The following is a 19,015-nucleotide window of genomic DNA, read 5'->3' on the forward strand; positions in this document are numbered from 1 at the left end:
GCATGACGACCCTGCAGGGGCTCTATCGCCCGAAGACCGTCCACGAGGCCACGGCCCTGCTGGCCCAGGACGCCGAGGCCAAGCCGCTGGCCGGCGGCGCCACGCTGGTGGCCATGCTCAATGCGCGCGTGATCGAACCGGCCGCGCTGGTCAGTCTGGCGGACATCGACGAGATCAAGGGGATCTCGGTGCAGGACGACGGCCGCGTGCGCATCGGCGCCTTCACGCGCCACCGTGAAACGGCCGCCTGCACGCTGCCACTGGGCAGCGCCGGCGTGGTGGCCCATGCGGCCTCGCAGATCGCCAACGCCACGGTGCGCAACATGGGAACGATCGGCGGCTCGATCTCGTTCGCCGATCCGGGGCTGGACTATCCGCCGGCGCTGGTGGCGGCGGGCGCCGTCATCGAGATCGCTTCCGTGCAGGGCCGGCGCACGGTGCCGGCCGCGGAGTTCTTCGTCGACTGGTACCTGACCGCGCTGGAGCCCGGCGAGCTGGTGACCGCGGTGCTGCTGCCCGCGCCCGATGCTGGCGCGGGCGTGTACATCAAGCACGCGCGCGTGGCGGGCGACTACGCCACCGCATCGGTCGCGGCCTGCCTGCAGGCCGACGCCCGCATGAGCGTGGCGGTCGGCGCCTGCGGACCGACGCCGCTGGCGGATCCCGAGGCCAATGCACTGCTTTCCAGTGACCGCAGCGAGGCCGCGATCGCGCGCGCAGCGCAGTGGCTCGTTCAACGCGCCGACCCGCTCGACGATGTCCGTGGCAGCGCGGACTACCGGCTTCTCTTGATTCCCAGGCTTCTGCAGCGCGCGGTGCGCGCCGTCGAAGCCGCTCACCGGAGTGCTGCATGACCCCTTCGTCGCCCGTGTCCCAAGGCGTCGTGACCCTGCACGTGAACGGGCAGGGCGCCCAGGTCGACGCTGCCCTGCACGACACGCTGCTCACGGTGCTGCGCGATCGCCTGCAACTGACCGCCGCCAAGCGCGGCTGCAACCAGGGCGTCTGCGGTGCGTGCACCGTCAGCGTCGACGGCGTGCCGATGCGGGCCTGCCTGAGCCTGGCGCACAACTGCGAAAGCGCCGAGGTGCAGACGCTCGAAGGCTTGCTGGACTGCCCGCACATGCAGGCGCTGCAGACGGCGTTCGCGCACACCGGCGCCTTTCAGTGCGGCTTCTGCACGCCAGGCATGCTGGTCAGTGCCCGCTCGCTGCTGCAGCGCGATCCCGACCCTGACGAGCGGGCCATCCGCACCGCGCTGTCGGGGAACCTGTGCCGCTGCACCGGCTACGTGAAGATCGTCGAGGCCGTGCAGGCCGCCGCCCGGTCGCTTCTCGCCGAAGGAGCCGCATCGTGAGCGGCGCGATCCTCGAAACGACGACCGTGGCTGCAGCTGCTGCAGGCGCTGCAGGCGCTGTAGGCCAGGGCATCCCGCAGCTCGAAGCGAACGAGAAGCTCACGGGCAGCGCGCAGTACATCGCGGACATGGTTCGCCCGGGCATGCTTCATGGCGCCATCCTGCAGAGCCATCTGCCGCACGCGCGCATCCGCGGCTACGACCTGAGCGAGGCGCGGGCGCTGCCTGGCGTTCGAGCGATCGTGACCGGCGACGATCTTCCCGATGCCCATCGCATGGGCGCCTTCATCAAGGACGAGCCGGCCTTCGCGAAGGGCAAGGTGCGCTACGTCGGCGAGATCGTGGCGGCCGTGGCGGCCGACACGGAGGCCATCGCGCGGCAGGCCACCCGCCTGATCCGCGTCGACTACGAGGAACTGCCCGCGGTGCTCGATCCGGCCGAGGCGCTGGCGCCGGGCGCGGCCGTGATCCACGAGCAAGCGTCCTCCTATGTGAAGGTCTTCGATGCCGGCACCGACGGCAACCTGTGTTCGCGCACGTCCTTCCGTGCGGGCGATGCCGACAACGCCTGGGCCGAGTGCGATCTGGTGGTGGAAGGCAGCTACCAGACCCAGGCCCAGGCCCACCTGTCGCTGGAGCCCTGCGGTGCGCTCGCGGAGATCGACGCGACCGGCCGGGTGACCCTGTGGTCGGCCAACCAGTCGGTCTTCCGTGTCCAGGCGAGCGTGTGCGAATCGCTGGGGCTGCCGATGACGCGGCTGCGCTGCCTCACGCCGCGCATCGGCGCGGGCTTCGGCAACAAGATGGAGGCGCATGTGCAGCCCGCCGTCGTGCTGCTCGCGATGAAGGCGCGCAAGCCGGTCAAGCTGATCTTGAGCCGCGAGGAAGACTTCGAGTCGGTACGCGCCCGCCACCCCGCGACGATCCGCATGAAGACGGGCGTGAAGCGCGACGGCACGATCGTCGCGCGCGAGACCGAGCTGCTGCTCGACGGTGGTGCCTACGGCGACGACAGTCCGGGCGTGCTCGGCTACGCGCTGCTGATGAACTGCGGCCCTTACCGCATCCCGAATGTGCATGCGCACGGCCGCGTGGCGTACACCAACAAGCTGCGCTTCGGCGCCTTCCGCGGCTTCGGCGTGCCGCAGGTGACCTTTGCGTCGGAGACGCAACTCGACGAGATCGCGCACAAGCTCGGCATGGATCCGATCGCGCTGCGACGCCGCAACATGCTCTGCGGCGGCGACCCCTGGTTCGGCGGCCAGCCCATCCTGTCGAATGGGCTCGCGCAGTGCGTCGACATCGTCGAGCAGGCGTCGGGCTGGCACCGGCCGCCCTCGGCAGGCGCGTCGGACCGCAAGCGCGGCTTCGGCGTCGCGCTCACGGCCCACATCAGCGGACTGCTCGCCTCGGGGGCCATCGTGCGGGTGCTCGAGGACGGCACGGTGCTGCTCAACACGGGGGCGGTCGACATCGGCCAGGGCTCGAACACCGTGCTCACGCAGATGTGCGCGGAAGCACTCAAGCTGCCGGTGGAACGGGTGGCGATCGCCAGCCCCGACACCGATGGCTCGCCGTACAACTGGGGAACGACGGCCAGTCGCGTGACGTACGTCGCCGGCCGCTCGGTGGTCGGCGCCGCGGCGGAGGTCGAGGGCAAGCTGAAGCAGCACGCGAGCGAGATGCTCGAGTGCTCGGTCGAGGACCTCGAACTGCTGTCCGGCGGCCGTGTTGCGATCAAGGGCGTCGAGCAGCGCGCGGTGAGCTTCGCCGAGATCTCCGGCCGCGCGCACTGGGCGGCGGGCGGGCCGATCATCGGCACGCACAGCTGGGTCTTCGACCAGAAGACCGTGGACCCGAAGCGGGCAGTCGTCGAAGGGCTGCCGTTCCCGCAGATCGGCATCTACAGCTTCAACGCGCTGGTGGTCGAGGTCGAGGTCGACGAACTCACCGGCAAGGTGCGCGTCGTGAACGCGTGGTCCGCCTGCGACATCGGACGGGCCATCAATCCGACCATGGCCACCGGCCAGATCGAGGGTGCCTTGGTGCAGGGCATGGGCTACGCGCTGACCGAGGAAATGGTGTGGGACGGGGCGCGGCTCGCCAACCCGAGCCTGATGGACTACAAGATCCCGACTTTCGCCGAACTGCCCGACAGCATCCATGCCTACCTGGTGGAGTCGAACGAGCCGAGCGGACCGTTCGGCGCCAAGAGCGTGGGCGAGATCGGCATCAATGGCGTGGCAGCGGCCATCGCCAACGGCATCGCCCAGGCGACGGGCGTCCGGCTCTACCAGCTGCCGCTGAGCGCCGAGCGGGTGCTGAAGGGGCTATTGGCTCAGCACGGCGAGGAGGGCGCCGCGTGAAGCTCGACCACTACCCGCCGCAGGAGCCCCTGTCCCCGCTCGGCGTGGCGTACCAGGAGCGCATCCTCGCGCTGGGCGAGGGCGTCGCGGGCCAAGAGGCCGCCTATGGCGACGACCCGTACCAGACGCTCGCGGTCTTCCGCCCGCCGCAGCCCAGCGGAGAGGTGCTGGTCTTCTTCCACGGCGGCGGCTGGACCAGCGGCTACAGGGAATGGATGTACTTCATGGCCCCCGCGCTGATGGCGCAGGGCGTGGTGCTGGTCAGCGCGGGATACCGGCTCGCGCCGCGCCACGTTTTCCCGGCCGGCCTCGACGACGCGGCAGACGCCGTCGCGTGGACATGGCGCCATGTCGGATCGCACGGCGGCGATCCGCGCCGGATCTTTGTCGGCGGGCATTCCGCAGGCGGCCACTATGCCGCGCTGCTGGCGGTCACGGCCGCCTGGCGCGCGGCAAGGGCGTTGCCCGCGGACGTGGTCCGCGGCTGCCTGCCGGTCTCCGGCGTCTATCGCTTCGGGCCGGGCAGCGGCCTGTCGGTGCGCCCGCGCTTCCTCGGCTCCGGCGACGGAGCGCGCGTCGATGCCGACGCTTCCCCGCTGCACCGCCTGGAGGCCGCGGCCTGCCCGCCGTTCCTGATCACCCACGGCAGCCGCGACTTTCCCCATCTCGTCACGCAGGCGCAGCAGATGGAGGCGGCGCTGCGCGCCGCCGGCGTTCCCGTGCAAGTCCAGATCCTCGAAGGGGCAGACCACTTCGAGGCCAGCGTCGCCTGTGGCGAACATCCCTCGGGGTGGCCGGCACTCGCAGCAGCGTGGATGCGGCAGGCCGCCGCATCGCCCATCCCGTCGACAGGAGAACGTCAATGAAAAGCCCCACATCGAATCGCAGGTTGGTCATCAGCGGCATCGCCGCGCTCGCCGTGATGGCCACCGTCCCCACCGCCTTCGCGCAGGCCGACAAGCCGATCCGCATCGGCTACTCGATGGCGCGGACCGGCATGCTCGCGAATGCGACGCCATCGCAATCCAACACCTACGAACTGTGGAAGGAACAGGTCAATGCGCGCGGCGGGATGGTCGTCGGGGACCAGAAGCGCAAGGTCGAGTTCGTGACCTATGACGACCAGTCCAAGCCCGAGCAGGCCGTGCGCATCTACGAGAAGCTGATCACCGACGACAAGGTCGACCTGCTGCTGGCGCCCTGGGGCACGCCGTTCCAGATCGCCATCGCGCCCGTGCTGGAGAAGTTCAAGTTCCCGATGGTCGGCAATACGGCGGCATCGGTGGCGCTGCGCCAGGTCAAGCCGGGCTACATCTGGTTCCCGACCTCGGCCATCCCGGACCGCATCGGCATCGAACTTACCGCCATGCTGAAGGCCAACAACGTGAAGACGGCCGTCGTCATCGCCAACGTGCTGCCGTTCACCAAGGAGATCAAGAACTACCTCGAGCCGGAACTGAAGAAGGCAGGGATCGAGGTCAAGTTCTCGACCGAGTATCCGCCGGACATCAAGGACATGACCTCCATCCTCACGCAGGTCAAGCAGGCCAATCCGGATGCCGTGCTCGCGCTTGCGTACCCGGGTGACTCGGTGCTCTACGCCAAGCAGGCCAAGGAGCTCGGCCTGTCCAGCCCGGTGCAGTTCATCGCGATCGGTCCGAGCGACGCCTTCTTCGCCAAGGCGGTCGGCGCGGCGTCGGCCGAGGACGTGATCACGATCGCGCACTGGTCGCCACGTCCCGAGTGGAAGGGCTCGCAGGCCTTCCACGACGCCTACGTCAAGAAGTTCGGCGAAGATCCGGACTACCTGAATTCGGCGCTCGCCTGGATGTCGCTCGAGATCCTCGAGTCCGCGGTGGCCAAGGGCGGACTCGACAAGGCGAAGATCCGCGAAGTGATCAGCAAGGACACCTTCGAGACGATCAACGGCCCGGTGCGCTTCGACGGCGTGCAGAACGCGATCACGCCGACGGCCTTCGTGCAGACGCAGAAGGGCAAGCTCCAGATCGTGTGGCCGAAGTCCATCGCGACCGGCCAGTACGAAGCCAAGAAGTCCTGGTAAATGCCGTTCGTCGACGTGCTGTCGTCGGGGCAGCTGCTGTTTGCTGCCCTCGTGACCGGCTCGCTCTATGCGCTGGTCGCGCTGGGCCTCAACCTGGTCTACGGGACGATGCGGATGCTCAACGTCGCACACGGCGACCTCGTGATGCTCGGCGCCTATGCGGGCTACTGGGCCTTCACCATCGCCGGCGTCTCGCCCCTGGTGGCCGCGCCGGCCGTGGCGGGCCTCGGCGCCTTGCTCGGCTACGGGCTCTACAAGGGATTGTTCCGCCGCCTGCTCGCCGTCGCGCCGGGCGACGCGGGGCGGATGGAGGGCAACTCGCTGCTGCTGTTCTTCGGGCTGTCGATCATCCTGCAGAACGCCGCGGCCATGCTGTTCACGCCCAACAACCGGGCCTACCAGTACCTCGACGAGGTCTGGCGCGTCGGCAACGTCGCGATGACGGGCAACCGCATCGCGGCCCTGGTGGTGGCGGGCACGACCTGCATCGGTGTCGCGCTGTTCCTCGGCCGCAGCATGGCGGGACTCGCGATGCGATCGGTGATCGAGCGGCGGGAAGCCGCCTACATCGTCGGGGTCGACGTCGATCGCGTGCAATGGTCCAGCTTCGCGCTCGGCTTTGCCAGCGCTGCGCTGGCCGGCGTGCTGATGTCGATGCTCGAGCAGTTCTCGCCGTTCTCGGGCTTTCCGTTCACGATCGCGGGCTTCATCGTGATCATCCTCGGCGGCCTGGGCAACGTGATGGCGGGGCTGGTGGCGGCGCTGCTGCTGGGCGTGATCGAGACCTATGGCGTGGCCCTGACGTCGGCGAACCTGCGCTCGGTGCTGCTCTACGGCTGCTTCGTCGGCGCGCTGCTGCTCTTTCCCAACGGCCTGCTCGCCAGGCGCTCGACCCGAAAGTGACATGAACAATCCCTGGGGCGATCGGGCCTGGCTGGCCGCCGTGACGATCGGAGTGATCGCGATGTCGGCGCTTCCGTTCGTGGCGAACGACTATCTCGTGGGCACCGGGCTCACGCTGCTGATGTGGCTGGCTCTCACGCAGAGCTGGTGCGTGCTGTCGAAGATGACGGGCTACGTGTCGCTCGGCCACGTGGTCTTCTATGGCCTGGGCGCCTACCTGATGGTGGTGACGTGGCAGAAGTTGCCCTTCGCGCTCGTGATCCTCGCGGCGGGGGCCCTGGCGGCGATCTTCGCGGCGCTGGTCGGGCTCCCGGTGCTGCGCGTGCGCGGCCCCTATTTCGTGATCCTGACCTTCGGCCTCGCGGAACTCGTCAAGTTCAGCATCATGGCGGCCGAGTCCGCGAGCGGCACGGCGAGCCGCATCCTGTTCGGCACGCCGGACCTGGTGGTCGTCTACTTCTCGATGTTCGCGCTGGCGCTGCTCGCCACCGGCTTGCTCACCTGGGTCAGCCGCTCGCGCTTCGGCCACGGCCTGCGTTCGCTGCGCGAGAACGAGGAGGCGGCCGAGACGCTGGGTGTGCCGGTGGTGCGCTTCAAGCTGATCGCGTTCGTCCTGTCCGCGGCGATTCCGGGCATGGTCGGCGCGGTCATGGCCTTGCGCTCGACCTACTTCGTGGTCGGCGGCGTCTTCGATCCGATGATCTCGATCACCGTGATTGCGATGGCGATCCTGGGCGGCGGCGACAACGCCAAGGGACCGGTGCTCGGCGTGGTGTTCCTGTTCCTGATCCAGGAGTTGCTGTGGGCCAATGCGCCGCTGCTCTACATGATCATCCTCGGTGCGATCCTGATCACCTTCGTGCTGGTGCTGCCGAACGGGCTGGTCGGCCTGGCCGGCGCGCGCACTCGCCGGCGCGAGGCACGCGAGGCACGCGCAGCAGGAGCCCGGCCATGAGCGCATTGCTCTCCGTGCGCGGTCTCGGCAAGCGCTTCGGCGGCCTGACCGCGCTGCACGACGTGTCATTCGATGTGGGCGCCGGCGAGATCGTCGGTGTGATGGGCGCCAACGGCGCCGGCAAGACCACGCTGTTCAGCCTGATCGCCGGCAATTCCCGGCCGTCCGCCGGTGCCATCGCGTTCGACGGCGCGCCCGTCGTCGGCCTTCGGCCCGACCAGATCTGCCGGCTCGGCGTCGCGCGCACGTTCCAGATCGTCAAGCCCTTTCCCTCGCTCACGGTACTGGAGAACCTGCGCACCGGCGCGATGTTCGGGCACGCGCAGCTCCGGCGCCGCGCCGACGCCGATGCGGCGTCCCTGCAGGTGCTCGACGAGGTGGGCCTCGCGAGCTTTGCCGGGCGCCCGGCCTCGTCGCTGACGCTGTCGGGACAGAAGCGCCTCGAGATCGCGCGCTGCGTCGCGACCGGCGCCCGGCTCCTGCTGCTGGACGAGGTCATGGCCGGCCTGACGCCGACGGAAGTCGGGCAGATGCTGGCGACCCTGCGCCATCTCCAGGCATCGCGGGGATTGACCCTGCTGGTCATCGAGCACGTCATGCGGGCGCTGATGGAACTGTGCGGCCGCATCGTCGTACTGCACCACGGCGAACTGATCGCCGAGGGAACGCCGGCGCAGATCGGCGACAACGAGAAGGTGCTGTCGGTGTACTTCGGAGCGCATGCATGAGCAACACGGCGATGCTGGAAGTCGACCGCCTGGTCACCGGCTACGGTTCGACGCGCGTGGTCCACGGCCTGTCGCTGCAGGTGCGCGAAGGAGGCGTGACCGCGCTGCTCGGCGCGAACGGGGCCGGCAAGACGACGCTGATGAAGACCCTGTGCGGGCTGCTGCCGGTGCAGGGCGGTGCGCTGCGGTTCCTCGGAGAGGATATCGGCCACGCCGCCGCGGACCGCAGGGTCCTGGCCGGCCTGGTCCTGGTGCCCGAGGGACGCATGGTGTTCCCCTCGCTGACCGTGCACGAGAACCTGCGGTTGGGCGGCGTCAACGTGCGGGCGCGCCCGCGGTGGAAGCACAACGTCGAGCGCGTGTTCGACATCTTCCCGCGCCTGCGGGAGCGCAGCTCGCAGCAGGCCATGACGCTGTCGGGCGGCGAGCAGCAGATGCTCGCGATCGGGCGCGGCCTGATGGCCGAGCCTCGGCTGATGTTGCTGGACGAGCCGACGCTGGGCCTCGCGCCGGTGATGGCGCTCGAGATCTTCGCGCTGGTGCGGCGGCTGACGGCGGAAGGCCTCACGCTGCTGCTGGCCGAGCAGGACGTGCACCGCACGCTGGAAGTCGCCACCCATGCCTACGTCGTCGAGAACGGTCGTGTGGCCGCCGAAGGGCCGGCCGCCGAGATCGCCGGCGATCCCCGCATCCGCCAAGCCTATCTGGGACTCTGACATGCCCGTGACCTACCGCATCCCCGGCGCTCCGTCGCTGGCCGTCGACCTCGCGGGTGAAGGCCCGTTCGCCCTGTTCATGCATGGCATCGGCGGCAATCGAGGCAACTGGCGCGCACAGCTGCCGGCCTTTGCGCCGCACTTTGCCTGCGCGGCCTGGGATGCGCGCGGCTATGGCGACAGCGAGGACTACGAGGGTGCACTGGCCTTCGACGATTTCGTCGACGACGTGCTGCGCGTACTCGATCACTTCGGCGTCGAGCGTGCGCATCTCGTCGGCCTGTCCATGGGCGGGCGCATCGCGATGCGCACCGCGCTGCTGCATCCGGAGCGCATCGCGACGCTCACGCTGCTCGATACGCACGAGGGTTTCGAAGCCTTCACGCCGGCGCAACGCCAGGCCTTCGTGGACAGCCGCCGCGCGCCACTCCTTGCCGGCAAGGAGCCGGCCGACATCGCCGATGCGGTGGCGCGGTCGCTGGTCGGGCCCAAGGCGACGCCCGCGCAGTTGCAGCAACTGGTGGACAGCATCGCTGCGCTGCACAAGGCTTCGTACATCAAGTCGCTGCAGGCCACCGTCGATCAGGTGGTGCTCGGCGACATCACGCGGATCGCGGCGCCGGCCCACTTCGTGGTCGGTGCGGACGACCGGCTGACGCCCCCGGCCATGCACTACGAGATGGCGGCGAAGATCGGCGGCGCGCCGGTCACCGTCCTGCCGGACGCCGGGCACCTGAGCAATATCGAGAACGCCGAGGCGTTCAATCGGGCAGCGATCGAATGGCTCACGCCGCGCGCCGCTCTAGGCTCCGTGCCCGGGCACTGGCCGATCTGAATCGGGTGCGGTCGCCCGAAGCGGGCCTCGGGGATGTCCGAGCGATCCCCACGGCCGCCCGACTCACATGAGCGAGCGAATGATCTTGTCCAGCGTGATCGGATAGTCGCGCACCCGCACGCCGGTCGCGTTGTAGACCGCGTTGGCCACCGCCGCGGCGCAGCCGCACAGGCCCAGCTCCGCGATGCCCTTGGCCTTCATCGGCGAAGACTTCTCGTCCACTTCGTCGAGAAAGATGACCTCCTGCAGGGGCACGTCGGCATGCACCGGCACGTGGTACTCGGCGAGGTCGTGGTTGACGAAATAGCCGAACCGCGTGTCCACCACCGCTTCCTCCATCAGCGCCGCGCCAAGGCCCATGGTCATCGCGCCGATCACCTGGCTGCGAGCGGTCTTCGGATTGAGGATGCGGCCGGCCGCGAAGACGCCGCTCATGCGGCGCACCCGCACCTCGCCGGTGGCGGCGTCGACGGCGACTTCGGCGAAGTGAGCGCCGAAGGTGGCCTGCGCGTAGGTCTTGGTGAGTTCGCCGAACTCGATCGCGTCTTCGGCCGTCATGCCGTTGCGGCCGACCACCTCGGCCAGCGCTAAGCTGCGGGTACCGGCGCTGACCCGTCCCTCCGCGAAGCGCGCGTCGGCCGGCATCAGGCCCGCCTTGCGCGCAATCGCGTCGCGGAGCTTCATGCAGGCCGCGAAGACGCCCGCGGTCGAGCTGTTGCCGCCCCACTGGCCGCCTGAACCGGCGGAAACCGGAAAGTCCGAATCGCCAAGCCGCACCTCCACCTGCGCGAGCGGCACGCCGAGCATCTCGGCGGCGGTCTGCGCAATGATGGTGTAGCTGCCGGTGCCGATGTCCGTCATGTCGGTGGACACCGTGACCTTGCCGCGCCCATCGATCGCCACGCGCGCGGCGGACTTCATCGTGAGGTTGCCGCGGAACGCGCTGGCCATGCCCATGCCCACCAGCCACCGCCCGTCGCGCACCTGCCCGGGCGTTGCCTTGCGGCGCTCCCAGCCGAAGCGCTGCGCGCCGGTGCGCATGCAGCCAATGAGGTCGCGGTGCGAAAACGCGCGGCCCGGCTTCTCCGGGTCGGTCTGCACGTCGTTGAGGATGCGCAGTTCGACCGGGTCCATCCTCAGCGCTTCGGCGAGCTCGTCCATCGCGATCTCGAGCGCCATCATCCCGGGGGCTTCGCCCGGCGCGCGCATCGCGTTGCCTTCGGGCAGGTCGAGCGTCGCAAGGCGATGCGAGGTCAGGCGGTTCGCGCCGCCGTACAGCAGGCGTGTCTGCATCGCCGCCGTTTCGGGCTGGCCGCCGGGCAAGTCGCCGGACCAGCTCTCGTGCGAGATCGCGGTGATGCGTCCATCACGCCCCGCGCCGATGCGGATGCGCTGGATGGTCGCGGGCCGGTGGGTGGTGTTGTTGGGAATGTGCGGCCGCGCGAGCGCCACCTTGACCGGACGGCCCGCCGCGCGCGATGCCAGCGCGGCCATGACCGCATCGCTGCGCACCCACAGCTTGGAACCGAAGCCTCCGCCGATGAAGCTGGAGATGACGTGCAACTTGTCGCGCGGGATGCCGAGGATCTCGGACAGGTCGCGTCGCGCCCAGTCGATCATCTGACACGAGGTCCAGAGCGTGAGCTTGTCGCCCTGCCATGCGGCGATCGTCGCGAAGGGCTCCATCGCCATGTGGCTCTGGTCGGGCGTCGTGTAGGTCTGCTCGACCTTGACCGGCGCCTGCGCGAACGCACCGTCGAAGTCGCCCACGGCGGAATCGGGCGGTTGGTCATCCATCTTCGGCTTGACCGCCGACTCGCGCCCGCGCGCGAGATCGAATTGGCCGGATGCGGCCTGGTAGTCGATGCGCACCAGATGGGCTGCCGCGCGCGCCTGCTCGAAGCTGTCGGCGACGACCACGGCCACGGCCTGGTGGAAGTGATCGACCTCCGGCCCCGCGAGATGCTTCGCGGTGATCGCCTTCGCCTTGCCGACCTTGCCCGCGTTCTCGTGCGTGACCACCGCGAGCACGCCGGGCGCGGCGCGCGCCGCGCTCGTATCGATGCGCACGATGCGCCCCTTGGCGATCGCGGCACCGACGATCACGCCGTAGGCCTGGTTGGGCACCACGTCGTGCCGCTCGTAGGCGTAGGGCGCGGTGCCCGTCGTCTTCAAGGGACCGTCGACGCGATCGTAGGGCTTGCCGACAACCTGCAGGCGGTCGATCGGATTGCGGGTCGCGGGTTGATCGAATTTCATGACTCAGCCCTTCGCTTCCGACAGCACCGATGCCAGCGTGCGCTCCAGCAGCACCGGCTTGAATGCGTTGTGCTCGCTGGTGCGCGCACCAGCGAGCGTGGCCTGCGTGATGGCCTGCGCGCTGCCCTGCTGCTCGGCCACCTCCACCCGCCAGGGCTTCGGTGCGAGCCCGCCATAGGCGAACCGGCCGCGCCCGTCGGGCTGGATGACCGCGGCCACGGACACCAGCGCAAAGGCGTACGAGGCGCGGTCGCGCACCTTGCGATAGAAATGCTTGCCGCCGAGCGGCGCGGGCAGGGTGACCGAGGTGATGATTTCATCCCGCGCGAGCACCGTCTCTACATCGGGCGTGCTGCCGGGCGCGCGATGCAGCTCGGCGATCGGGATCGTGCGCTGGGAGCCGTCGGCGCGCACTGCCTGCACCGTGGCATCGAGCACGCGCATCGCCACCGCCATGTCGCTCGGGTGCGTCGCGATGCATTGCTCGCTCGCGCCGAGGATCGCGAGGTTTCGGTCGAAGCCGCCCTGCGCCGAGCAACCGGTGCCCGGCTGGCGCTTGTTGCAGGGCTTGGTCGTGTCGTAGAAGTAGGGGCAGCGGGTGCGCTGGAGCAGGTTGCCGGCGGTGGTCGCCTTGTTGCGCAACTGGCCCGACGCACCGGCCAGCAGCGCACGGCTGAGCACCGCGTAGTCGCGGCGCACGCGCGCGTCGGCGGCGAGGTCGGTATTGCGCACCAGCGCGCCGATGCGCAGGCCGCCACCGGCATCGGGCTCGATCCGGTCGAGACCGAGGTGGTTGATGTCGATCAGATGCGTGGGCGTCTCGATCTGCAGCTTCATCAGGTCGAGGAGGTTCGTGCCGCCCGCGATCACCTTCGCGCCCGGGTGGTTCGCAAGCGACGCGGCGGCCGCAGCGGCCGATGGCGCGCGTTCGAAAGTGAAGGCCTTCATGACTTCGCTCCTTCGACTTCCTGGATCGCCATCAGGATGTTCGAGTAAGCGCCGCAGCGGCAGACGTTGCCGCTCATGCGTTCGCGGATCTCTTCGGGCGTGGCTTGCTGGCCGGCATCGAGGTCGGTGCTGACATGGCTCGGAATGCCGGCCTTGATCTCGGCGAGCGTGCCCACCGCCGAGCAGATCTGTCCCGGCGTGCAGTAGCCGCACTGGAAGCCGTCGTGCTTGATGAAGGCGGCCTGCAACGGATGGAGCTTGCTCGGCGTGCCCAGGCCCTCGATCGTCGTGACCTCGTCGCCGTCGTGCATCGCCACGAGGGTGAGGCAGCTGTTGATGCGTCGCCCGCCCACCAGCACGGTGCAGGCACCGCACTGCCCGTGGTCGCAACCCTTCTTCGAGCCGGTGAGGTGCAAGTGCTCGCGCAGGGCGTCGAGCAGCGTGGTGCGCGTATCGAGCGTCAAGGTGTGCGCCCGGCCGTTGACCTTGAGCGTAACCTGCGCGGCCGGTGGCGCCGCGGTAACCCCGCCCTGGCCCGGCGCGCCGGTCGCTTGCGCTTCGGATCGCGAGGCCGGCATCAGCGCGCCTGCCGCCGTGGCCAGGCTGCCGACGAGCACGCCTCGCCGACGCACTTCGAGAATGTCACCTGTGGTCGATGTCATCGTGGGTCTCCGTCGCGGCTCTGGCGCGAAAAAGATCAGACTAGAGGGCTCGGTGTGGCGGCTGGTCAGGATTGGCCGGCGCATGCCGTAGGAGATTCCTGCACCTCATGCTCCTTCACCGCACGCTTCGCGTAGCCGCTGGGTTCAGCCTGATGCGCCGACGCTCTGTATCCGCTCATGCGCCGGGCTGATGTGCTGGTGAATTGGCTCAGCACCACCTCAGACATGCGTGGACCTGCCCATGGTCAACGTTTGCAGGGCGGGAGCGTGGAAAACTTGGCACAAGGAACTCCCATGCCGCGCGCACAATCGTCGGCATGAGTGATCCCGCAACGGCTGGCTTGTTCGAGTACCGCTTCTACGAGCATCCGGTGCTGTATCCCCGTGCAGTAAGGATGGACTTCTCGTGGCCGGCCATGCTCATCGGCCCCCTTTGGTTCGCGTGGCGCAAGCTCTGGGTGCGGCTCGCTGGCACTCTCGCGACGTTGTTCGTGTTCGGTTTGGTGAACGGCAGCTTTGATAATCCATTTCTCGTGTCTGTTCTTTGCAAACCCGCAGAGTTCTTCCTTGATCAATACGACCCTGAGTGCGCGGAAAATCTCAGGGACTGGTGGAGCTTTCTCTTCTTGGGTGCAATGAATTGGTTGAATGCGTTGGATGCAAACAAGCATTGGGCCGCAGACCTAGAGAGGCGTGGCTATGAAATGACGCACGCAGTTCAGGCGCGCTCGCTGGATGAAGCTAAGGCGAAGGTTGCGCGAGCGTTCGCAGCTCAGACTGGCGGCGTGGGGCACTCACGTTAATTCCCTCTGTGATGCCGCCAGGCCCAGAATTGAGGGATGGCAATGGGGGCCAACTCACCAAACGCCTATCTGAGAATAGCTAATGGTTTTCGTCTAGGTGGCTAGCGTCACGCCGTTCGTCTGACAGATTTTTTCCGTTTCTGTCCGTTCTTGCCCCTATGGCGAAGCCAGCCCCTAGCTTTTCCGTTGCTGGCTGACCCCTCTCCGATTGGAGAAACGGGGCCAAATCTAGTAGCGGTAAGGGTTGTCCGGACGGCGGTCGTAGCGGTCCGGCACGCCGTCGCGGTCGTAGTCGCGACGTGCACCAGGCGGCGGCCCAGGCGGAGCCGGGCGGGCGTAGTAGGCACCGGGCGGCGGCCCGGCGTCATAGGGAACGGCGACGCAGCCCGCGAGGGCGGCACCGGCGAGGAGGGTGGCAATGAGTACTTTCATGCCGTCCAAGTTGCTCCCGCCCGCTTCGTCCGGGCACTGGCGCGTCCGCCCATCTTCAAGTAGGCGCATGCCGCGCGCTGCGCATTGGCAGCGATGGCGCTGCGATAGGATGAATCCTGCACCCAACGGACCCCAGCCATGTTCGTGATCACGTTGACCTACCTGCGCCCGCTGGATGAACTGGACGCGCTCATGCCCCAGCACGTCGCGTGGTTGAAGAAGCACTACGCCAGCGGCCTTTTCATCGCGTCGGGTCGACAGGTTCCGCGCAAGGGTGGTGTGATCCTTGCCCGCTCGGGCGACCGTGCAGGACTCGACACCATCCTCGCGCAAGATCCCTTCGTGAAACGCGGTTGCGCCCGGGCGGATGTCGTGGAGTTCACGCCCAGCATGACGGCGCCAGGTGCGGAAGTCCTCAAGGAACTCTAGGACGCAGGCTGCGAACACCCCTGCCGGCGCATCACATTGGGAATCAATCCGACGCACGACGAGGAAGCCAAGAATGGTTGCATCGAGAAACTCCAGCCTTCCCTCGCTTGCCGATCTGGCGCAGCGGGCGGGGGCCGCGTTGAAGGAGCGCAAAGAGACGATTGCGGTGGTGGAGTCGTCTTCCGGCGGGCTCGTTTCCGCCGCACTGCTGGCCGTACCCGGCGCGTCAAGCTTCTTCCTTGGAGGGGCGGTGGTGTATTCAAGGCGGGCCGGCAAAGCCCTGCTGGGCCTGACGGCGGACGACGTTGCAGGCATGCGCGGGGAAACCGAGCCCTACGCAAGCATGGTCGCCGGCAAGATCCGCGTCAGCCATCGGGCGTCCTGGGGCCTCGGGGAAAGTGGCGCCGCCGGCCCCTCGGGCAGTCCCTATGGCGATGCCCCGGGCCACGTTTGCATTGCCGTCGTCGGCTCGACCACGCGGAGCCGGACCCTCGAGACCGGCAGCCATGATCGCGCGGCGAACATGGACCTGTTCGCACGCCATCTTCTGCTGCTGTTCGAAGAGGTATTGCTTGCCAGTCGCGTCTGAAAGGATGCGCGCAGGCGCGAAGGCTTCAGCGCTGCGTTCGGAGCGGTTTGATCCGCGGTCGCATCGCAGGTGACCCCGTCGCTGCGCGACGCGGGACCTTCCACTCAGAGGCGGATGACGTCCACGGGCCGGGAAACTCGCCAAACGAGAGGGTTCCGCCCGTGCCTCTGCCGGCTTAGCATGGGCAGCACGCCGCGTTCGGCGGCGCCTCGCCGAGGGGGACTGCCATGGCCGACTCGTCTGAATCGCTCGAATCGCCCGACTCACCAGACTCGCATGCTGGAACCTACCTGCCGATTGCGCGCATGACCGTGATCGTCTCCGGTCCCGTCGAGACTCACGGACCGCAACTCGACAAGGCGTTGGTCGACGCGGCCGACGCCGCGATGGACGAGATGCTCCTGGATCTGAACCTCGATGTCCCGGTGCGAGGCAGGCTGGTCATCCTCGAGTCTCGCCCAGGCTCCTGGGAGATCGAGGCCGTGGTGAACTTCTGGACGGGCGCCGTGTTTGCCTACGGCGCGCTCGACGCCATCGCCAAGGCGCCCAAGATCGTGGAGGGCATCAGCACGATCAAGAAGTCCATCAAGGCAGAGTTCGCGAAACGCGTGCGGAAGGTCGCACCCGAAGCCACCGGCGTGAAGGTGACGATGGAGGCCGTTCCCGTCGCCACCGGATTCGCAGCCGTATTGGCGGATGCCCAGGCGCAGGGGCGCATGGTCCAAGTCACGGTTCGCGGCAGCACGGGCCCCAGCTCGAAGGGCAGTGTGGTCCGGCTGGAGGGTGAACTCGCCTACCTGGTGCTTGCGGAGGGCGGCGAGCTGACCGTCTGTCTTGCAGACATCTCGGCGGTCGTGATGGACCGGCCTTTCGCCCCGAATGCCGCCTCGGCTGCCCCAGCTGCGCGCGCTTCGTCAAGGCCGCGCTAGGGCTCGCCTGGCGCGGCGAGCGCCACGCTATGGCTTGCGCTTGCCGCTGGCACGCGCGAGGTTCTGCTGCAGACGCAGTCGCGTGATGCGTTCGATCAGGTCGAAGGGGACAGGTTCGCTCAGCGGGAACCTGAGGTTGCCCTTCTCGCCCGCGTAGGGCAACAGGGCTTTCTCCAGGCGCGCGTCCCCTTTGACCGGAGGGTAGAAGCCGATGTGCTTCTTGAAGGCGGCGAAGTACACGAGGATGCCGTCCTGCTTGAACGCCGGTATGCGGTAGCTGATGGTCTCCTGCGCATCGGGTGCCACGTTGGCGACGGTCTGCCGGACCTTCTGGAGAATCGCCTGCACATCCGGCGCGAATCCGCCGATGTACTCGTCGATGGTGGCGGGCACAGCCTTCTGGATCGACATTTCACCTGGATGCGCACGGTCTTTCGGCATGGTGGGTCCGCCAAGTAGGTGTTGCCTCGGATGGCGGCCGGCCGCCGCCGCACAGGGCCGGCGCAAGGGGGTCGAAGCGCCCGGCCGACCCGCATGGTCTGAGTTCGCGTCTATGCTATTCGACCGCAAGACGATCCCCAACTCCAGCATCTATCGACCATGCCAAAAGAACCCGAGACCCATGGCGCGCCGTTGCGGCGCTTTGTCGACCCCGCGTACCAGCCTCTGTGCGCCAATCTCGCCGAGGTGCGCGACCACATCGATGCACTCGACCGAAAGATCGTCGCGCTGCTCGCCGAGCGCGGCCGCTACGTGAAGGATGCCGCCCGCTTCAAGCGTGACGCGTTCCAGGTGTCAGCGCCGCAGCGCCAGCAGGAGGTGCTTGAAAAGGTCAGGGCGCTCGCCGAGCAGGAGGGCGCCTACCCGGAAGTGGTCGAAGGCTGCTACCGTGCCTTGATGGCCGGGTTCATCGCGCGCGAACTGCACGATCATCAGCAGATGGTGGATGTGGAGGGAGGCGCATGAAGCAGCTGAACCTCCGCCTTCACCTTCGGGCAGTGGCCGCAGCCTCCTGCGCCGCGTTCGGCGCTCACGCCGCGCAGGCGCAGGAGTGGCCCCAGCGCCCGGTCCGGATCGTGGTGCCGTTCGCGGCCGGGTCATCGCCCGACATCCTTGCCCGCATCGTCAACGACAAGCTCTCCGGGCGCATCGGCCAGCCGCTGATCGTCGACAACAAGCCGGGCGCCGGCGGCAACTCGGGTACCGATCAGGCCTCGAAGGCGGCACCCGACGGCTACACCTTCCTGCTGTCGGTGAACGCGCCGCTGGTCTACAACACGGTCCTCTACAAGAACCTGCCGTACGATCCATTCAAGGACTTGGTGCCGGTGTCGCTCGCCGCCACCACGCCCAACGTTTGCGCAGTCTCGAATGCGCTGAACGTCGACTCCGTCAAGGGCTGGCTCGCGGCCATGAAGCAGAACCCCGGGAAGTTCAACTTCGCGTCGACCGGAAACGGCTCGATCTCGCACCTGGGCGTCGAGCTGATCAAGCTCAAGACGAACTCCTTCGCCGTCCACATTCCGTATGCGTCCTCGGGCCAGGCCGTCACGGCCATCATCCAGGGAGACGTGCAGTACGCCTGCCTGCCTCCCGTCACGGTGATGCCACAGGCCAACGCTGGCCGCCTCAAGCCCCTGGCTGTGACTTCCGCCGAGCGTTCGGCGCTGTTGCCGGACTTGCCCACGCTGCGCGAGTCAGGCCTGCCCGACATCCAGGCCGTGCCGTGGTTCGCATACATGGCACCGAAGGGCACGCCTTCCGAGGTCGTGCAGCGCATGAGCCGGGAGATCGCGGCGGTGCTGAAGGATCCTGAGACACAAGGCCGCTTGAAAGCCGCCTACTTCGACCCTGTCGGCAGCACGCCCGAGGCGCTCTCCCAGTTCATGAGCGATGAGCTGCGTCGCTGGAAGCCGGTCATCGAACGTGCCGGCCTGAAACCCGACAACTGAAGCCGAGGCCGCGGCCTTCAGGCAGTCCTGCTTCGGGGTCGCATGGCTGGCCAGGGCGGCGGCCGTCTCACATGAGCCGAGGTCGGGCCG

General features: G+C 68.1%; 21 protein-coding genes. 16 read left to right on the plus strand and 5 right to left on the minus strand.

Going from position 1 to position 19,015, the window contains the following annotated elements; translation table 11 throughout:
- Positions 1-2 precede the first annotated feature (2 nt).
- Genes QTH97_RS24135 through QTH97_RS24180 form a run of 10 tightly spaced genes read left to right on the plus strand, consistent with a single transcriptional unit; the run spans position 3 to position 9,922 of the window.
- Entirely contained in the window at positions 3-854 is an 852-nt protein-coding gene (locus QTH97_RS24135) for an FAD binding domain-containing protein (protein ID WP_286571021.1), read from the plus strand.
- Positions 851-1,357 carry a (2Fe-2S)-binding protein gene (locus QTH97_RS24140; protein ID WP_286571022.1) on the plus strand — a complete coding sequence of 169 codons (507 nt, stop codon included), beginning with the start codon at positions 851-853 and terminating at the stop codon, positions 1,355-1,357. The genes QTH97_RS24135 and QTH97_RS24140 overlap by 4 nt, the downstream gene beginning before the upstream one ends.
- Positions 1,354-3,723 carry a xanthine dehydrogenase family protein molybdopterin-binding subunit gene (locus QTH97_RS24145; protein WP_286571023.1) on the plus strand — a complete coding sequence of 790 codons (2,370 nt, stop codon included), beginning with the start codon at positions 1,354-1,356 and terminating at the stop codon, positions 3,721-3,723. Before QTH97_RS24140 ends, QTH97_RS24145 begins: the two co-directional genes overlap by 4 nt.
- Positions 3,720-4,589: an alpha/beta hydrolase gene (locus QTH97_RS24150; protein ID WP_286571024.1), complete on the plus strand. Its 870-nt coding sequence runs from the start codon at positions 3,720-3,722 to the stop codon at positions 4,587-4,589. The genes QTH97_RS24145 and QTH97_RS24150 overlap by 4 nt, the downstream gene beginning before the upstream one ends.
- Positions 4,586-5,785 (plus strand): amino acid ABC transporter substrate-binding protein, encoded by a 1,200-nt coding sequence (locus tag QTH97_RS24155; protein WP_286571025.1) that lies wholly within the window; start codon positions 4,586-4,588, stop codon positions 5,783-5,785. Before QTH97_RS24150 ends, QTH97_RS24155 begins: the two co-directional genes overlap by 4 nt.
- On the plus strand, positions 5,786-6,688 hold the full coding sequence (locus tag QTH97_RS24160; RefSeq protein WP_286571026.1) for a branched-chain amino acid ABC transporter permease: 903 nt from the start codon (positions 5,786-5,788) through the stop codon (positions 6,686-6,688). It begins immediately after the preceding gene.
- 1 nt (position 6,689) lies between these two features.
- Positions 6,690-7,643 (plus strand): branched-chain amino acid ABC transporter permease, encoded by a 954-nt coding sequence (locus QTH97_RS24165; RefSeq protein ID WP_286571027.1) that lies wholly within the window; start codon positions 6,690-6,692, stop codon positions 7,641-7,643.
- A complete protein-coding gene (locus QTH97_RS24170; RefSeq protein ID WP_286571028.1) occupies positions 7,640-8,371 on the plus strand; it encodes an ABC transporter ATP-binding protein in 732 nt (243 codons plus the stop codon). The genes QTH97_RS24165 and QTH97_RS24170 overlap by 4 nt, the downstream gene beginning before the upstream one ends.
- Positions 8,368-9,087 carry an ABC transporter ATP-binding protein gene (locus QTH97_RS24175; RefSeq protein WP_286571029.1) on the plus strand — a complete coding sequence of 240 codons (720 nt, stop codon included), beginning with the start codon at positions 8,368-8,370 and terminating at the stop codon, positions 9,085-9,087. The genes QTH97_RS24170 and QTH97_RS24175 overlap by 4 nt, the downstream gene beginning before the upstream one ends.
- A 1-nt stretch (position 9,088) precedes the next feature.
- Complete coding sequence (locus tag QTH97_RS24180; protein WP_286571030.1) at positions 9,089-9,922, plus strand: alpha/beta fold hydrolase; 834 nt, start codon at positions 9,089-9,091, stop codon at positions 9,920-9,922.
- Between the two features lie 63 nt (positions 9,923-9,985).
- Here QTH97_RS24180 and paoC read toward each other — a convergent pair whose 3' ends face one another.
- The 3 genes from paoC to paoA are packed head-to-tail and all read right to left on the minus strand — an operon-like array spanning position 9,986 to position 13,791.
- Entirely contained in the window at positions 9,986-12,181 is a 2,196-nt protein-coding gene (gene paoC, locus QTH97_RS24185; RefSeq protein WP_286571031.1) for an aldehyde oxidoreductase molybdenum-binding subunit PaoC, read from the minus strand.
- 3 nt (positions 12,182-12,184) lie between these two features.
- Positions 12,185-13,129 (minus strand): FAD binding domain-containing protein, encoded by a 945-nt coding sequence (locus QTH97_RS24190; protein ID WP_286571032.1) that lies wholly within the window; start codon positions 13,127-13,129, stop codon positions 12,185-12,187.
- On the minus strand, positions 13,126-13,791 hold the full coding sequence (gene paoA / locus QTH97_RS24195) for an aldehyde dehydrogenase iron-sulfur subunit PaoA (RefSeq protein ID WP_286571033.1): 666 nt from the start codon (positions 13,789-13,791) through the stop codon (positions 13,126-13,128). The genes QTH97_RS24190 and paoA overlap by 4 nt, the downstream gene beginning before the upstream one ends.
- 317 nt (positions 13,792-14,108) lie before the next feature.
- Between paoA and QTH97_RS24200 the strand changes: the two genes are divergently transcribed.
- Positions 14,109-14,594, plus strand: a complete 486-nt coding sequence (locus QTH97_RS24200) for a DUF2628 domain-containing protein (RefSeq protein WP_286571034.1) — start codon at positions 14,109-14,111, stop codon at positions 14,592-14,594.
- Positions 14,595-14,822: 228 nt separating this feature from the next.
- On the opposite strand, the gene QTH97_RS24205 is transcribed toward QTH97_RS24200, so the two are convergent.
- Positions 14,823-15,026: a hypothetical protein gene (locus QTH97_RS24205; protein WP_286571035.1), complete on the minus strand. Its 204-nt coding sequence runs from the start codon at positions 15,024-15,026 to the stop codon at positions 14,823-14,825.
- Positions 15,027-15,164: 138 nt separating this feature from the next.
- On the opposite strand from QTH97_RS24205, the gene QTH97_RS24210 reads away from it, so the two are divergent.
- The 3 genes from QTH97_RS24210 (at position 15,165) to QTH97_RS24220 (ending at position 16,973) form a co-directional block, all read left to right on the plus strand.
- Entirely contained in the window at positions 15,165-15,455 is a 291-nt protein-coding gene (locus QTH97_RS24210; protein WP_286571036.1) for a YciI family protein, read from the plus strand.
- A gap of 73 nt (positions 15,456-15,528) precedes the next feature.
- Positions 15,529-16,044, plus strand: coding sequence for a CinA family protein (locus QTH97_RS24215; RefSeq protein ID WP_286571037.1), 516 nt, complete (start codon positions 15,529-15,531; stop codon positions 16,042-16,044).
- 227 nt (positions 16,045-16,271) lie between these two features.
- Positions 16,272-16,973, plus strand: coding sequence for a hypothetical protein (locus tag QTH97_RS24220; RefSeq protein ID WP_286571038.1), 702 nt, complete (start codon positions 16,272-16,274; stop codon positions 16,971-16,973).
- Positions 16,974-17,000: 27 nt separating this feature from the next.
- Here QTH97_RS24220 and QTH97_RS24225 read toward each other — a convergent pair whose 3' ends face one another.
- Positions 17,001-17,414, minus strand: a complete 414-nt coding sequence (locus QTH97_RS24225) for an iron chaperone (RefSeq protein WP_286571039.1) — start codon at positions 17,412-17,414, stop codon at positions 17,001-17,003.
- A 159-nt stretch (positions 17,415-17,573) separates the two neighbouring features.
- On the opposite strand from QTH97_RS24225, the gene QTH97_RS24230 reads away from it, so the two are divergent.
- Together QTH97_RS24230 and QTH97_RS24235 are read left to right on the plus strand one after the other, a co-directional pair.
- Entirely contained in the window at positions 17,574-17,939 is a 366-nt protein-coding gene (locus tag QTH97_RS24230; protein ID WP_286571040.1) for a chorismate mutase, read from the plus strand.
- The gene (locus QTH97_RS24235; RefSeq protein WP_286571041.1) at positions 17,936-18,925 is read left to right on the plus strand and encodes a Bug family tripartite tricarboxylate transporter substrate binding protein; all 990 of its coding nucleotides are present in this window, start codon (positions 17,936-17,938) and stop codon (positions 18,923-18,925) included. The genes QTH97_RS24230 and QTH97_RS24235 overlap by 4 nt, the downstream gene beginning before the upstream one ends.
- The last annotated feature ends 90 nt before the right edge of the window (positions 18,926-19,015 follow it).

It is taken from the genome of Variovorax gracilis (assembly GCF_030317115.1).
GTDB classification, from domain to species: Bacteria; Pseudomonadota; Gammaproteobacteria; order Burkholderiales; family Burkholderiaceae_C; genus Variovorax; species Variovorax gracilis.

Coding starts and splice junctions, on each gene's coding strand:
- QTH97_RS24140 (WP_286571022.1), top strand. CDS start 851: ATGACCCCTTCGTCGCCCGTGTCCCAAGGCGTCGTGACCCTGCACGTG.
- QTH97_RS24180 (WP_286571030.1), top strand. CDS start 9,089: ATGCCCGTGACCTACCGCATCCCCGGCGCTCCGTCGCTGGCCGTCGAC.
- QTH97_RS24225 (WP_286571039.1), bottom strand. CDS start 17,414: ATGCCGAAAGACCGTGCGCATCCAGGTGAAATGTCGATCCAGAAGGCT.
- paoC (WP_286571031.1), bottom strand. CDS start 12,181: ATGAAATTCGATCAACCCGCGACCCGCAATCCGATCGACCGCCTGCAG.
- QTH97_RS24200 (WP_286571034.1), top strand. CDS start 14,109: ATGAGTGATCCCGCAACGGCTGGCTTGTTCGAGTACCGCTTCTACGAG.
- QTH97_RS24165 (WP_286571027.1), top strand. CDS start 6,690: ATGAACAATCCCTGGGGCGATCGGGCCTGGCTGGCCGCCGTGACGATC.
- QTH97_RS24235 (WP_286571041.1), top strand. CDS start 17,936: ATGAAGCAGCTGAACCTCCGCCTTCACCTTCGGGCAGTGGCCGCAGCC.
- QTH97_RS24210 (WP_286571036.1), top strand. CDS start 15,165: ATGTTCGTGATCACGTTGACCTACCTGCGCCCGCTGGATGAACTGGAC.
- QTH97_RS24160 (WP_286571026.1), top strand. CDS start 5,786: ATGCCGTTCGTCGACGTGCTGTCGTCGGGGCAGCTGCTGTTTGCTGCC.
- QTH97_RS24205 (WP_286571035.1), bottom strand. CDS start 15,026: ATGAAAGTACTCATTGCCACCCTCCTCGCCGGTGCCGCCCTCGCGGGC.
- QTH97_RS24215 (WP_286571037.1), top strand. CDS start 15,529: ATGGTTGCATCGAGAAACTCCAGCCTTCCCTCGCTTGCCGATCTGGCG.
- QTH97_RS24155 (WP_286571025.1), top strand. CDS start 4,586: ATGAAAAGCCCCACATCGAATCGCAGGTTGGTCATCAGCGGCATCGCC.
- QTH97_RS24230 (WP_286571040.1), top strand. CDS start 17,574: ATGCCAAAAGAACCCGAGACCCATGGCGCGCCGTTGCGGCGCTTTGTC.
- QTH97_RS24135 (WP_286571021.1), top strand. CDS start 3: ATGACGACCCTGCAGGGGCTCTATCGCCCGAAGACCGTCCACGAGGCC.
- QTH97_RS24170 (WP_286571028.1), top strand. CDS start 7,640: ATGAGCGCATTGCTCTCCGTGCGCGGTCTCGGCAAGCGCTTCGGCGGC.
- QTH97_RS24175 (WP_286571029.1), top strand. CDS start 8,368: ATGAGCAACACGGCGATGCTGGAAGTCGACCGCCTGGTCACCGGCTAC.
- paoA (WP_286571033.1), bottom strand. CDS start 13,791: ATGACATCGACCACAGGTGACATTCTCGAAGTGCGTCGGCGAGGCGTG.
- QTH97_RS24190 (WP_286571032.1), bottom strand. CDS start 13,129: ATGAAGGCCTTCACTTTCGAACGCGCGCCATCGGCCGCTGCGGCCGCC.
- QTH97_RS24220 (WP_286571038.1), top strand. CDS start 16,272: ATGGCCGACTCGTCTGAATCGCTCGAATCGCCCGACTCACCAGACTCG.